This window comes from [Flexibacter] sp. ATCC 35208, from assembly GCF_001975825.1.
Taxonomy (GTDB): domain Bacteria; phylum Bacteroidota; class Bacteroidia; order Chitinophagales; family Chitinophagaceae; genus Chitinophaga.
Genome location: NZ_MTKN01000105.1, coordinates 1 through 14,242, shown reverse-complemented (window position 1 = coordinate 14,242; position 14,242 = coordinate 1). Strand labels below are relative to the sequence as shown.

Sequence of the window (14,242 nt, the reverse complement as noted above, 5' to 3'; positions counted from 1 at the left end):
ATAAATGGGGAGTATCTAATCTCACACGAAATCTCAAAATAATCCTTCTCCTGCACTACATACAATACCGCCATTTTCGCCTGCTCCGCCGGGTACAACTTATCCTCAAGCTGATTAATCAATCTCGTTATATCCCCCCAATTAACCCTATTTTTATCCTTCTCTCCAACACAAGCCAACAGGGACCTGACCACATGAGGGCGATCTGCTATCGACCAACTAGTTTGTTCAACCGCATCACATAAAAATTCTTTAAGATCCACGATCTTCCGCATTTTCCTCCTATTATTCCAAAATACGGCAAGCATTTTCTCCACAACAATTGTTGCCTCATCCTGATCTCTCAAAATCCTAAAGGCTCTAATCCTTAATAAGGTGGCGTATCTATCATGAATCTCCTTTAATGCACTTTTATCACCATCGCAAAACCGATTAATCAAGTTAATTTCATTCATAAGAGATAAATTTTAGGATGAGCAAATAATCTGTAATAACTCCTACTCGATCTTATTTCCAGGCCTGGGAAGAAACATATAAAGCCATTCCCGCCACCTGCCCCAATAAATAGCCGCAATGACGCCACTCCATGGTTGAGCTACAAAACTGCTCTGCAACTGGAGCGTTCCGTCACACAACAAAGTATAGCCTTTTCCATCAACCCGGATGCAAGCCTTAATTTTCCTACTATCCTTATCCACTGTTTTATAGAGGTAATCAACAATCTCTTTCCTGCTATAAAAAGATTCCCGATTTTTCCATAATTTACCGAATACCTTTTCTACGACTTCCGTAGCGGAATTCTCATCTTTTATCAGGGAATAGGCTCTCCCCCATAAATACTTAATACAAATGGAATATAGCTCCATATGCGCATCAGGATTACCTTCCTTAAATTGGGTAATAAATTCTTTTTCGTCTTCAATCATAGTATATGATTTTTATTGAAGAAAAATAACCGATATTTCAAAGTCCTGGATCTCCCCACTAACACTATCTCGCTCTAATTAATAATTGCGGAAAAAAGAAAATCATAACATTTAAAAGATGAGTATTTTCTCTATTTAATAATATTATTATTAAATAGAGCTAAAATGGATAACATTCACATTATACAGTACTTAAAAAGCAATTCACATAACTTCACTCAAGAACATTTTCGTAAAATACTGCCTGGTAAAACCTGAGTATTACCAGGCAGTGTAAAACCCTGGTTACTCACTGGTCTTCATCATCATAAATGGTAAGTGTCGACCAACGGCTGCCAGTGGCAATTGTGTACGTGTAGGGGCCTCCACCTATTATAGTGATTGTCAATGTGACCCCTGTATACAATGGCCGCGTCACTGCTACAGTCGATTGTGTAATATCAGTAGGGAAAGTCCTATACGGAGATAAGGTTGCATATGTGAGCAAACTACTAGCCCCCAGGTTAACGAATATCCCCGTTGTAGTTAAGTATAAATTACTCAACCCCCTACTTACTTTAAATGCCAGCAACCCATTTATTGCCAGGCAGATTACAATGAATAAAAGAAGAATACGTGCTTTTTTCATAACTCATATGTTTATGAAATAAAGGTATATACTCACCGATCGATGCAATTAGGACCTGCTGCAGCCAATTACTAGGTACAAGAATTCTCAGTAGCCTGTATTTTGCACAAGAGCGCGATCCAACTGCAGCTCATTTTCCGGAATTGGATACAGTTTTTTATAATCGTCCCAATTACCTCCCTTCCATTTCGTCACTTCCGGCATAACTACCTGTAATCCTTCTACCCGCTTCAGGTCAAACCAACGATGTCCCCATTCAGCAAATAACTCCACCTGTCGCTCATGTTGTATCGCTATTGACAAAGCAGCGATAGTCGTATCTTTCATCAGTCCTAATCCAGCCCGCTCTCTAATCGCATTTATACACATTGCACTCGTTGTGCGATCCCCCAAATTAACCGCTGCTTCTGCCTTGATTAAATATAATTCCCCCAATCGCAACACCATTAAATATTCAGGATTTAATTTTACGCCCTCATAGACCTTATATTTATAGGGATAATAATAAACACTATTGCCCACTATTACCTTATTTGTCCAGCTGGTTTTTCTCCGATCCCCATTTTCAAATACATTCATTAAATAGGGACTTAGATATACAGGCCTGTCTACGTTAAATAGTTGTCCATCCTGGGTATAATTCGCTACGACAGGCTGTAATTGCCATATTGCCTCCTTGCTACCTTGAAGAAATACACTTCCAATTGGCACTAATTCAAATAACGAAGTATTGTTGATGACACTATCCGCAGCAGCCATTGCCTCCTGCCATTTTTTTGAATATAAATACACCCTTGCCAGCAAAGCATTCACGGCCCATTTAGAAGGACGTACTCTATCTGTAGAGGGTGTAGATATATCCGCTCTCAAATACTGATCATTCATTAATTGCCTGGCTCTCAATAAATCAGCTACCATCTGCTCATAGATTTTATCCACATTCGTTCTTGCTGCCAACTTATTATTTTGTGCATCTGTGCTTAATAACAAAGGCACATCACCAAACAGCCCCACGAGATAACTATAACAAAATGCCCTTATAAAATAAGCTTCTCCCATTAATTGACTTTTGACAGCCGGCGTCAGCGAATTTGAATTACTGAGTCCTGCCAGTGCACTATTTGCCACATAAATGTAATTGAACAATTTTGCCCATGCAGGTACCACCATTGGTGTAAGCGCATTTTGATAAATAGCCCTAAGTCCTTCATCACTATTCACTAACTTATATTCATCTGCTGACAAACCTGCTATCAGCGATAGACTTTCATTACCAGTGGCCGGTCCACCACTACTCATGGTATAATATAATCCCGTCATCACGCCAGCTGCCGTAGCATCTGAAGCATATACAGTAGCTGATACAATCTTGTCGGTAGGCAATCCTGCATCTAACATTTTTTTACATCCACAAAAAAATAACAAGAGAAATATAATTGTATAAAGCCGCATGACTTGATATTATAAGGTAATTGTAACGCCTGCACGGATAGTTCTAAGTACAGGTAATACGGTATGAGATTGTGTTTCCGGGTCTAATCCTTCATAAGAAGTAATCGTAAATAAATTTTCTGCCTGCACATACAACTTCGCATCTTTCACCTGCAGGTTTTTAAATAGTATCTTCTTTGAAATAGATAAGGTTTTACACCTTACATAAGAGGCATCCCCATAATGAAGATTACTTTCCAGTGCCTTCATATATCCTTTTCGCAAAGTACTGGTCTGCGTAAACCGCTGCCAATCACTTACCTGTCCTTTTTCCTGCCAACGATTCAATACTGCCACATTTTGATTACGCTGGTAACCCGGCATATAAGTGGGATCAAAAATGTCTTTCATCCCCTGCTGCTGTACAAACTGGAAAAAGATATCCACCTCCCATGACTTGTACCGGAATGTATTTTCAATTCCGCCATAGAGTTTTGGTGCCAGGTTTACAGGCACTACTCTCTTCAAATTCTCTGATGCCGGTGCCCCATGCCCCGTACCATCATCAAATAAGTAAGCACCTGTATTAGGATCAGTGCCCATCGCTCTATACATCATCAATTGTGTGAGTGGCTTACCCACAATGCCTAAATCAGCCGGAACTTGTCCAGGATATGAAACCAGCTTATTGAAAGGTAATGTTACATTCACCATAGCCGACCAACCGAAACGATTGTTACCTATATTATTCACATGTGCCATCCATTCCCAACCCGTATTACGCACGACTGCGGGAATATTACCTTTAGTACTCCCTGCCCCCGTTAGCTCCGGCAATGAATAATTCACCAACTGGTTAGAGGATCTATACCTGTAATGACTTGTGGTCAGGGATATTTTATCTTTCAAAAATCCCAACTCCAATCCTACTTCAAATTTCCGGGTTTGCTCCCAGGCATACTCCTGGTTGGCCAGGCTAGATGGCTGATAGCCTATTACTCCCTGGTAACTACCACCCACCCGTTCATACTGCTCCAGGTAATTGTAGTCCCCTATTTGATCATTCCCGGCAATGCCATAGCTCATACGTAATTTCCCAAAACTGACCACATTTGCAGCAAAAGATGTAAACCGCTCTTCACTGAAGATCCACCCCACACCAACTGATCCAAAATTGGCATACTGCTTTTTACTACCAAACCGGCTACTGCCATCTCTTCTTACATTCAGGTTTAATAAATACCTACTACATAACTGGTATCCTATACGTCCAAACAAAGCAGCATACCGATAATCAGTTTTATCGGAAGTGCCAGTTATGTTCCCCGCAAAAGCCAGGTTACCCAGGAATGCATCTTCTTTAAATCCAGTTGCATATATAGCTTGTCTATTCTCTGAATAACCTTGCAAAGTGGCGCCGAGTATAATACTAAACTTACTATTCCATAAATAGTTATCATAATTGATCTGGGGTTCAAATATGCGGGAGGTAGCATCATACTGATAAGAGGTAGCACTACCTGTCGCACTATCTCTTAACGACGGCGGCCGCGTGCTAATGGGTGTAGTAGTCTGGGAATTTCCTTCCAATAAATAATCGCCAAAACTTGCCTTTAACCACAATCTTGGTAAAATTTCATATTGGATTTTTACATTTCCATACAGGTTTTTCACATTCGCATTAAACAGTGGCCCTATCAATGCGATCAACGGGTTCACATAACTAAAATTCAAGCTACCATCTGGATTGTAAATCGGGGGAGCATCCGGGGCCAATGTTGTAGCATTACTCATATCAGCCCCTGGCAAAAATGATTGAGTCGTTGCATAAGTACCCGTTATTCCTACCTGGAACTTCTTATTAGGAGAAATCGCTGTAGAATTAAAATACACGTTACTCTTTTGTGTATTAAAAGAACCAGGAAAAACAGTCCCCCTCTTCTGGTAAGATCCACTAATTAAATATTGCATTAACCCAATTCCACCCAAAACACTCGCATGTACATTCATGATTCCTGCAGCATGACCTATTAACTCTTTTTGCCAATCAGTATACCTGGTTGTATCCCAAACCTCCAGGTCAGGAGCATTTCGTTCCACAGCTGGTACATCATCATTTTTAAATGCCTCTCTACGCATGGCCAGGTATTGTTGTGTATTTAACAAGTGATTATACCGAGGCACCTGCTCGATGCCGTAATTCACATCTACACTCAATGAAGGCTTTCCAACTTTCCCTTTTTTGGTTGTAATTAAAACAACTCCATTAGCGCCCCTTGATCCATAAATGGAAGTAGCATCAGCATCTTTTAAAATAGTAATTGATTCAATATCGGAGGGATTAATAAAATCTAACGCATTACTTTCCTCTCCCCAGATCACAGAACCTAAGCCTCCTCTCAAAATTGGATTAAATGGGATATCATCTATTATATACAATGGCTTAGTATCGTTCATCAAACTATTCTTTCCCCTGATTTGTACATTAATAGCTGTACCAGACATACCACTGGTTTGAGAAATAAACAAGCCCGGTACCCTTCCTTGTAATGCCAGTAAAGGATTTGATACCGGTTGATTGGATATATCATCCGAATTTACAGGAGTAGCATTGCCCGTATAAATTCTACGGGTAGTTAGTTCGTATGCTACTACAACAGTTTCCCCTAGCGTAGTTACCTTATTTATCTTGCCTAAAGAATCTGCTTTACGTGGAACTGTTCGAACAGGAATATCCTTCCCTTTTTCATCCCTGGCTGCCAACATAATTGTTTTAGTGCTATGAGTAAAATAGATCCCACTTTGCGCTTCAATCTTCTTTAAAACATCATCTAGCGGTACATTATCACAGTCCAGGGTGATCCTTTTTTGTCCATTGAATATGTCATTAGCATAAATAAAATGTAATGCTGGTTTAACCTGCCGTTCAACTTGTTCTACAACTGATTGTAATTTTGCTTGTTTAACATGTAATGTAATTTTGGTTGACGCATCTTGTCCCATGCTGGTAATTGGATGCAAGACCAATATTAGGTGCATGCCAATACAAGCAATAAAATTGCTTAAAAGTTTGCAATACATCATACAATAACTTTTACGAAATAAATAACAATAGAATATTCTAAGTATAGAAATGGTGGAATTAAGCTAGCATTATGATACCCTCATTTACTAATTGATTTTGCTATTATTACTTAGTAGCCAGAACGGCAAAAAAGTACTTATACGATTGAACAATTTTTGAAAAAAAGTTCAATCATTATCAACTCTTGAGGAATGGATCTATAAACGTAAATTATAATTAATAAAAACTAAAGGATTTTCGAGTCATAAACATGCTGAGATAATGTATGACGGAGTAACTTTAATGCTCTTTGAATATGGTTCTTAACAGACTGAACATTAATATTCATTTCTTCAGCGATTTCTTTATAACTTTTGCTTTCAAGGTAAGCCAGTACAAAAGCTTTCCGTGTGGCAGGAGATATACCATGAATAGCCGTATAAATACGAACATATATTTCTTTCCCCTCCAGTGGCAATGTTGATGTAGTCTGATCCAGATGTTCCAGGTAAAAAGACTCCCTTTCACGGCGTTTTATTTTTTGCCGTATTAATTCTGACACCTTATTATGGACAGCTCCACTTAAGTAACTCTGTAAATTTGTGTTGATTTTTATTTTCCCCCGATTATTCCAAATAGATATAAGAATTTCCTGTACTACATCTTTCGCTTCGTCCTCATTTTGCAGCTTCCTAAAAGCCAACACAAATAAATATGAACGGTAATGATCTATGATTTCTCTAAATGCATCGTTATCCCCATCTCTTAGCCGCTCGATAAGTTGGTCCCCATTGTAATGGTTGTCTACAGTCATAATGATTTGAGATTATACATTGTACTCTAAGCTACGAATAAGGATGGTCGTAGTGGTTAACCGAATGTTAATGAACTAAAATATTTCTTTAAAAAAAAGCCGTTTTCCATGAGTACCTTTTTCAGATTGCGACTACTTACATCATACTTAGTTGAATACTGATTATGTAATTAACACCTAATTGTATCATGCCTATTCCCCCCGATTTTGTCGAAAAACTGGTGCTAGAGAAGATATCCGGGGTTATTACCCCTGAACATAGCGCCCTCCTGGATAAACTTTTAGCTGAAAGTGAAGAAGCGCAGGCAATTTGGAAAGAGCTTAGAGAACTGCTACCTGATAGTTATCTCGACAAAATAAAAACTGAATTGGAATCTTCTCTCCCAATGGAACGAATATTAAGGTATGCCCAGGAAGAGGAGACCCGACGAAAAAAACACAGGTATCGAATTGCATTACTGGCTCCTGTTACGCTCCTGGCTATAGGTGGGCTTTGCTATTTAGGAATAGTTAAATCTACCAGTCAGCATCAGGCTCTGGCAAAAAAAGAAAGATTGCTAAGCTCCAGTATTACACTATCCTTACCCGGCCAATCACCAGTGATATTGGGCCAACAATATGCAACTTTTAATAGTAAAGGAGCAGCCTTTCATGAGGAGAAAGGAGTTTTGTCATGGACTGGTAAAACTAAGCCAGAGCCGGCCACACTCACTGTTCCTGTTACCAAACAGTATAAGGTAACCTTACCTGATGGTACTAAAATAATGCTGAATGCCGCCTCTTCTATTCAATTTCCTCTAAATTTTGGTAAGGGCAACCGGGAAATCACCCTTCTATCGGGTGAAGCTTTTATAGAAGTAGCAAAAGATCCTGCCCACCCGTTTTTAGTTCACCTCCCTAACAATACCATCCAGGTATTAGGCACTGCTTTTAATGTTGATACCTATGACAAAAACCTTGTTAAAGTGGCATTGACTAGTGGGAAAATAACACTCAGGTCTGGAAGTCATTCCACCACTTTATCTCCAGGCCAATTAGCCATTAGCGAAATGGGCAAACAAGTAAAGATCAACACCTTCGACCAGGACTCTCTACTTGCCTGGAAAGATGGTGTATATGATTTTGATGAGGCTACCCTCCAGGAGGTAATGAATGCTGTATCACGTACATTTGGCATTCTTGTGGTATTCGATGATCCGGGAGTTGAATCCAGGAAGCTAAAGGCATACTTTACAAACACTGACACCCTATCAGTATTTATGAAGAACCTGAATACTGCCCAGGTATGCAATTATACATTTACAGGTACTGGTATGGATAGTGTGCTTCATATAAAAGAATACAAGAAATAACCCTACATCCCTGATCATCAAAACATCCATGAAAAATGAATTCTACACTATTTAAAGCCAATAAATTGCTCTTGATTGAAAAAAAAGAGCACCATCATACCGCTTCTGTGAATATACCAGAAGAATATGTAAAACTTGTACTGCCCTATGCAGGAATTCATTTTCGCCAGGATAATGATTGCGACATCCTGACACAAAACATTGCAGCCGGTCCTTTCTCCGTTTGGGTACACGATATCTTTGCCAAAGAAGATATTATACTGTTACCGTATACCCCCTACCACATTTGGGCACTTAATTATATGTATGAAGATAGCCTGGTAGCAGACACACGCCAGAAAAATACGTTCCTGCTGGAAGAAAAAGAATGTAATCTCTTCAATCTTTATCCAGGCGTACACAGCATACCAATGGAGGCAAACAAGAAAATACTATCCGTTCACATCAACATCCGCCCCAAACTGCTGCCTTACCTGGTTGATAAATATCCAATTCTTGCTTCACTTCAATCGGACATCCGGTTGATCAAAAGTGGCCCGGTGAATCCTTTGCCGCACCATATCAACCCTGTATGTGACTTTCTTATTCAGAAATTATTAAGTTGTACTTACACAGGCACCAGGGCCTATTTTTTTATCCAACGATGCTGTATTGATTTATTCATCAACTTTGCCCGCCAGGATGCATCATCGGATCAGCCATTCCTGTTCCATAATTTGTTGCATATGGACACCTTCCATCAATTATTTCAACATCTACTGGAGCACCCTCATAAAAATCATTCACTGGCCGAGTTGTCATATATGTTCTTTATGGAGCCAGCTCAGCTGGCCCATGGATTTGAACAACATTTTTCCATGCCAATAGCGGATTTTATTACAATGATAAAGATGATAGTGACTTACAACCTGCTGCATAAAAGTCAGCTGTCATTAAAAGATATCATGTACACGGTAGGATTCAAGACAGTAGAGGAAATGGTGCAAAGAATAGAATGTTATTATGATTGTGATATTGACCAAATGAGGTAAAATACTACTCTCCTATTTCTATTATATAACTCCTAAATATTGCATAATACGAATCCGCTAACTTTATAACTATCCCACCAAATTGCTCTTTCACTATCTTTTATCCCATTCAGCAGTGGCATGCATCCGGGGCAAATAAACCGGGTTACCGGATACCCGGCAGAAAAACTAGCTAAAGATACCACATCCCGGATGCAACACTCGCTTCCCTTTCTAACAGGCTATCAACCATCTAATTCACCAATACTCACAATTCGATACTTATCTTAATAAGTATTTCCCATCATTAACACTGTGTTAACCTCGTTTTTCTATCGTTTTATTAGCTTAGAGTAACAATTATTTAAGGGAGGACGACTACCAGGATATGATAAAAAGCTATATATTGTAAGCCGATCGTATATCGCGTCATGTGAGTACACAATCCTGGAAACATTACTAACCAAGGCTGAAATCCAAATTATCGTTATGCAAAGTTTCGAAAGCTATAACGACGAGCAACTATTTCTGTTACTGCAGGCTGGTAGCAACGAGGCATTTAACATCCTCTTCGAACGATACCGTAAGCGCCTGTTCCTGGAAGCCTTCACCCGGTTGCAAAACGAGGAGGAGGCAAATGACATTGTTCAAGAGGTATTCATGTGGCTCTGGAATAAAAGGGCCACATTGGATATTGGCAATTGCTTAAAGCCATATCTTGTAAGAGTCGTAAGAAACAAGGTAGTTGATCATGTTCGAAAGTCTACCACTGCCAGAAACCATAGGCAAAACTATACCTGGGTAGCAGATACCCATACCAACCAATTACCTATGGAAGCAAAAGAACTGGGCAAACAACTGTCCGAAGCAATTAATAGCATTACGCCTGCCAGTCGCCTGGCTTTTGAGCAGCTATATTTGCAGGATAAAAGCCTCAGGGAAATTGCTATTGAAATGGACATTAATGTACAATCCGTTAAAAACCATATTCACCGGGCGCTGAAAATCCTTCGAAAAAACTTAAAACATAGTTTGTCATAAGTACCTTTTCTAACTTTTTACGACTATAGGGTAATATGTCTGTAAATCCGGAATATATTGAACAATTGGTGTTGGATGAAATTGCAGGGGTCATAACACCGGAAGACAGTGCTACCCTCAATAACCTCCTGGTGAAGGAACCGGAAGCGCTTGTCATTCGTAATGACCTGTACAAACAATATAGCGAACACCCCGCTCTCCACGACCTACCTAATACCCTTTCAGTTGAAAAGGTATGGGAAGGAATCCGGAAGCAAAGGAAAGGGTATGCATTCCTCCGGGCAGCTATGGGAATTGCCGCTGCTATACTGGTTATATTTGGATCACATTTACTTTTTTCACCGGGTGCACGAAAGTCTGCTTTGGCACAAAAAGAGCTTGCTACAACCAATAATAATATTGTGCTGCGATTACCAGGTGGCCAGGAGGTAAACCTGGGCAACTCACAGCAAAAAGTTCAGATTGGAGACTTAACCCTCCAAAACAAAGAAAAGAAACTATCCTATGTAGCCCCATCCCACTACGGCAACCAAACGGCTACGCTTGTAGTTCCACAAGGGAAAGATTACGCCCTCACCCTCTCCGATGGGACAGAAATTCAGCTGAATGCAGCTACCAAACTAAGTTTTCCATTTTCTTTTGATGGCAACACAAGAGAGATCACCGTTAGCGGGGAAGCTTATGTAAAGGTGGCACCGGATGCCACCAAACCCTTCCTGGTCCATTTACCCAATAGCACCATACAGGTACTGGGCACTGAATTCAATGTGAATACCTACGATACTGACCAGGAGCGTGTATCCCTGGTAAAAGGTGCTATTAAATTAGGAACCAATAAAGACTCCATCCTTTTGCATCCGGGTTTTTCCGTTAGCTCTTCCCAGGAAGGCAATCTTCATGAAATACCTTTTGATGCAGAGGAAATACTCTCCTGGCGCCAGGGCATTTATATTTTTCAAAATGCAAATGTCAAAGACATGGCAAAGGTTATTACCAGGTGGTTCGGCATCCAGGTGATTGTTGACACCCCTACGAAAGCTCACCATAAATTCAGGGGCTCAATTAATAAGAACCAACCCATACAAGTTTTCCTGGATGGTTTAAAATTCACGGGACAGTTTGATTATTATTTTGACAAAGACAGTGTTTTGCATATGCAGTAACAAACCATGATCTTATTGAAGATAACCCCTTTAAGTAGTAAGTATTCATGCATTCCACATTAAATAACGTGAACAAAAGTTTACCACTGGAAAGAACTGCCCGCAAATATCTGCCTGCAGATACAATTCCATCAGAATACCAGCAAATCCTGCTTCCTCAGGCAGGGTATTACTTCCGGCAGGATCATGCCTGCGATATACTTTCTCAGCATCTTCTTCTCGGCCCTTACTCTGTATGGTTACATGATATCCTGGCGAAAGGCCCTATCCTGTTACGCTCCTTTACGCCTATTCCTATTTTTGTATTGCAATTTATGTTCGAAGACAGTTTGCCTGTACCCAGGGCAGGATATATCCTGGAAGAACGTGAATGTAATGGTTTCTACCTGACGCCAGGGCAATTGTACAGGATGCCCATGAACACCGGGAAAAAGATATTTTCATTTCATATAAATATTGAGCCCCTGGAAATGGAAAGGCTTGCTAAAAAGTATCCCCAGGTTACCCATTTAACCACAGGCATTCACCCTATGGTTAGTGCCCCTATCAATAATCACCCTTATCATATAAATGCGGTATGTGATATGCTGGTCAGGAAAATAATGACTTGCAAATACACAGGGGTGACCGCAAGGCACTTCCTCCAACGCTGCTGCACAGATATCCTGCTCAATTATGCGAAACAACATATTGATTCTCAAATGCCATTCATATATACCAGTATGTTAAGGGCAGATACCTACCATAACCTGTTTAATTATCTTTCAGATCATCCTCACAAAATTCACTCCTTACCAGAAATCTCTTATATGTATGACATTCCGGTGGAAGAACTGGAACATGGTTTTGAACAACATTTTGCTATTTCAATCGCTGACTACCTGCACATGGGGAAAATGATGATGATATGGCACGCGATACAGGAGCATGCTTTTCCACTTGAAGAAATTGCAAAAGTGACCAATTATAAACAAGTAGCCACTATGCTGGAAGCCGTAAAAGAATATTATGGATTCAATCCTGTGAATCACTAATAGGCATGTTACCTTTTCTATACCTCTGCAATGGGAGTGATAATAAGATTGACATTTTGACTCATAGCTAGTAATAGTTAACACCACCATTAACAGAGAAAAACATCCCTTAAAATAAAACATCTCCCATGTTAACACATCCAATGGGTAAAACCGAAAAGCTGTTCTATGTAGAGAAGGGTAAAACAGCATATGACGACATTTCAAGGCTTCCGGAAGAATACTTACAGCTTGTATTACCATATGCAGGTGTCTATTTTGAACAAGATGCTGAATGTGATATCATCAGCCAGACTATTTCGCTGAGGCAATTCTCCTTTTGGATACAGGAAGTATATGCTCACGAAGATCTCACTTTATGTCCCTTCACACCTGTTCCTATTTGGGCGTTACATTTTATGTTTGATGCATGTCTCCAGGTTCAGTTGTATGAAAATAAATCATTTGTGCTGCAGGAAAGAGAGTGCAACCTGTTTAGCCTGGAATCAGATATCCATAAAGTACCCCTGGTAAAGGGACAAAAATTATTATCCTGCCATATCAACATTTTACCTAAAAAATTCCAGGAGCTGGCAAGAAAATATCCCTCTTTACGGAATCTGGCAAAGATGAAATCACCCGGTGTAAGTGGTCCTTTGAATAAATACCCCTACCACATCAACCAGGTATGCAATTTTATATTACGCAAAATGCTCACCTGCAGGCATATTAATTTTTCGGCAGAGTGCTTCCTGTTCAGATGTTGTCTCGACCTATTCTTTAATTTTGCCCAGCAGGACAAGCAATTGCCCCTGGAAAGCAAACACGTATTATACACCAATGAGCTGAACCAGTTACTCAATTTCGTTATTGACAATCCACACCAGCCTTGTAGTACCAAACAATTAGCATTGTTGTTTGAAATACCAGAGGAAGAGTTAGCACCCGCATTTCTGTTACAATTCTCAACATCATTAAAGGATTTTATCCTGATGGTAAAAATGATGATGATCTTTGAATTACTAACAGAAAAAGGTACAAGTCTTACGGAAATCGCATCAGTAGCCGGGTTCAGGAACTGGGAGTTCATGAATACCGCATTTAATAAATTTTACGAATGCGAATTGGAAGAACTAAGGCGGGCGATGTGAGGTCTTGACAGCCAGATAGCCAGTATTGCTAAAACAATAAAAAAGCTATTGAACACCAGGTGTTCTCTCCAGGACATGAGTTCAATAACACCGCCACAACTACAGGGGATGTGTGGGCTAAAGTTGAGGATGATTATAATATAAATCGTAAAGCCCAACATTAAGGCCAGGGAAGCATACAACCCCTTTAATCTAAAAGCAGGAATTAACAGGGCAATCGATACAAGAATTTCGACAATAGGTACTACCCAGGCAATCCAACTAGCTACCGGTGCTAAAATCGGGGAGGTGGCGATTTGCTCGCTAAATACACTAAAGTCCATGAATTTGCTAATGGCGGTGTAAACAAACAATATGATAAATAGCATAGAGATGATCTCTATTATGGTACTTCTTTTCATAATTGGGGAATACTTGCTTTAAGAACTACAACAATAAAGGTAATGGTGCAGGAGGATTGTATACTTAGGAGAAACATACGAAAGTTTGGAGGCGAGGGCTGGTAATAATAACCGGATACTCCAAAGCACACTGCGTCAAAATTACCGTACTTTTAATTATCCGATTAAACATCTCAGGTAGTTTACAAGTAAATTTACCTGCTGCTATCAATAAAAAAGGCGGCAATTGCGTAAGTATTCGGTTCTCG

The 14,242-nt window shown here is 39.8% G+C and carries 13 protein-coding genes and 1 pseudogene; 6 read left to right on the top strand and 8 right to left on the bottom strand.

All coding sequences use genetic code 11. From position 1 onward, the window contains the following. The 7 genes and pseudogenes from BW716_RS33080 to BW716_RS33055 form a co-directional block, all read right to left on the bottom strand. A partial coding sequence (locus BW716_RS33080; protein WP_083730339.1) for a hypothetical protein occupies positions 1 to 455 on the bottom strand: 455 nt, incomplete at its 3' end. Positions 456 to 497: 42 nt separating this feature from the next. Continuing rightward, complete coding sequence (locus BW716_RS33075; protein ID WP_083730338.1) at positions 498 to 926, bottom strand: RNA polymerase sigma factor; 429 nt, start codon at positions 924 to 926, stop codon at positions 498 to 500. 289 nt (positions 927 to 1,215) lie between these two features. Further along, on the bottom strand, positions 1,216 to 1,554 hold the full coding sequence (locus BW716_RS33070) for a hypothetical protein (protein ID WP_083730337.1): 339 nt from the start codon (positions 1,552 to 1,554) through the stop codon (positions 1,216 to 1,218). Between the two features lie 87 nt (positions 1,555 to 1,641). Continuing rightward, complete coding sequence (locus tag BW716_RS33065) at positions 1,642 to 2,952, bottom strand: RagB/SusD family nutrient uptake outer membrane protein (RefSeq protein ID WP_179091379.1); 1,311 nt, start codon at positions 2,950 to 2,952, stop codon at positions 1,642 to 1,644. 63 nt (positions 2,953 to 3,015) lie between these two features. After that, positions 3,016 to 5,751 (bottom strand): SusC/RagA family TonB-linked outer membrane protein, encoded by a 2,736-nt coding sequence (locus BW716_RS33060; RefSeq protein ID WP_179091378.1) that lies wholly within the window; start codon positions 5,749 to 5,751, stop codon positions 3,016 to 3,018. 3 nt (positions 5,752 to 5,754) lie between these two features. Next, positions 5,755 to 5,988, bottom strand: a pseudogene (locus BW716_RS39295) (STN domain-containing protein); the annotation flags it as partial. A 308-nt stretch (positions 5,989 to 6,296) separates the two neighbouring features. After that, positions 6,297 to 6,863: an RNA polymerase sigma factor gene (locus tag BW716_RS33055; RefSeq protein ID WP_083730334.1), complete on the bottom strand. Its 567-nt coding sequence runs from the start codon at positions 6,861 to 6,863 to the stop codon at positions 6,297 to 6,299. 188 nt (positions 6,864 to 7,051) lie between these two features. On the opposite strand from BW716_RS33055, the gene BW716_RS33050 reads away from it, so the two are divergent. The 6 genes from BW716_RS33050 (at position 7,052) to BW716_RS33025 (ending at position 13,593) form a co-directional block, all read left to right on the top strand. Continuing rightward, positions 7,052 to 8,215, top strand: coding sequence for a FecR family protein (locus BW716_RS33050; protein ID WP_083730333.1), 1,164 nt, complete (start codon positions 7,052 to 7,054; stop codon positions 8,213 to 8,215). A gap of 35 nt (positions 8,216 to 8,250) precedes the next feature. Then, the gene (locus BW716_RS33045) at positions 8,251 to 9,246 is read left to right on the top strand and encodes an AraC family transcriptional regulator (RefSeq protein WP_083730332.1); all 996 of its coding nucleotides are present in this window, start codon (positions 8,251 to 8,253) and stop codon (positions 9,244 to 9,246) included. Positions 9,247 to 9,714: 468 nt separating this feature from the next. Further along, the gene (locus BW716_RS33040; protein ID WP_083730331.1) at positions 9,715 to 10,266 is read left to right on the top strand and encodes an RNA polymerase sigma factor; all 552 of its coding nucleotides are present in this window, start codon (positions 9,715 to 9,717) and stop codon (positions 10,264 to 10,266) included. Positions 10,267 to 10,301: 35 nt separating this feature from the next. After that, entirely contained in the window at positions 10,302 to 11,429 is a 1,128-nt protein-coding gene (locus BW716_RS33035; RefSeq protein WP_083730330.1) for a FecR family protein, read from the top strand. Positions 11,430 to 11,476: 47 nt separating this feature from the next. Beyond that, entirely contained in the window at positions 11,477 to 12,463 is a 987-nt protein-coding gene (locus BW716_RS33030) for an AraC family transcriptional regulator (RefSeq protein ID WP_083730329.1), read from the top strand. A 128-nt stretch (positions 12,464 to 12,591) separates the two neighbouring features. Continuing rightward, positions 12,592 to 13,593 carry an AraC family transcriptional regulator gene (locus BW716_RS33025; protein WP_143709180.1) on the top strand — a complete coding sequence of 334 codons (1,002 nt, stop codon included), beginning with the start codon at positions 12,592 to 12,594 and terminating at the stop codon, positions 13,591 to 13,593. On the opposite strand, the gene BW716_RS33020 is transcribed toward BW716_RS33025, so the two are convergent. After that, a complete protein-coding gene (locus BW716_RS33020; RefSeq protein WP_083730327.1) occupies positions 13,554 to 13,994 on the bottom strand; it encodes a MauE/DoxX family redox-associated membrane protein in 441 nt (146 codons plus the stop codon). The genes BW716_RS33025 and BW716_RS33020 overlap by 40 nt on opposite strands. Positions 13,995 to 14,242: the final 248 nt, after the last annotated feature.

Coding starts and splice junctions, on each gene's coding strand:
- BW716_RS33065 (WP_179091379.1), bottom strand. CDS start 2,952: ATGTTAGATGCAGGATTGCCTACCGACAAGATTGTATCAGCTACTGTA.
- BW716_RS33055 (WP_083730334.1), bottom strand. CDS start 6,863: ATGACTGTAGACAACCATTACAATGGGGACCAACTTATCGAGCGGCTA.
- BW716_RS33030 (WP_083730329.1), top strand. CDS start 11,477: ATGCATTCCACATTAAATAACGTGAACAAAAGTTTACCACTGGAAAGA.
- BW716_RS33045 (WP_083730332.1), top strand. CDS start 8,251: ATGAATTCTACACTATTTAAAGCCAATAAATTGCTCTTGATTGAAAAA.
- BW716_RS33020 (WP_083730327.1), bottom strand. CDS start 13,994: ATGAAAAGAAGTACCATAATAGAGATCATCTCTATGCTATTTATCATA.
- BW716_RS33025 (WP_143709180.1), top strand. CDS start 12,592: ATGTTAACACATCCAATGGGTAAAACCGAAAAGCTGTTCTATGTAGAG.
- BW716_RS33035 (WP_083730330.1), top strand. CDS start 10,302: ATGTCTGTAAATCCGGAATATATTGAACAATTGGTGTTGGATGAAATT.
- BW716_RS33060 (WP_179091378.1), bottom strand. CDS start 5,751: ATGTTGGCAGCCAGGGATGAAAAAGGGAAGGATATTCCTGTTCGAACA.
- BW716_RS33070 (WP_083730337.1), bottom strand. CDS start 1,554: ATGAAAAAAGCACGTATTCTTCTTTTATTCATTGTAATCTGCCTGGCA.
- BW716_RS33050 (WP_083730333.1), top strand. CDS start 7,052: ATGCCTATTCCCCCCGATTTTGTCGAAAAACTGGTGCTAGAGAAGATA.
- BW716_RS33040 (WP_083730331.1), top strand. CDS start 9,715: ATGCAAAGTTTCGAAAGCTATAACGACGAGCAACTATTTCTGTTACTG.
- BW716_RS33075 (WP_083730338.1), bottom strand. CDS start 926: ATGATTGAAGACGAAAAAGAATTTATTACCCAATTTAAGGAAGGTAAT.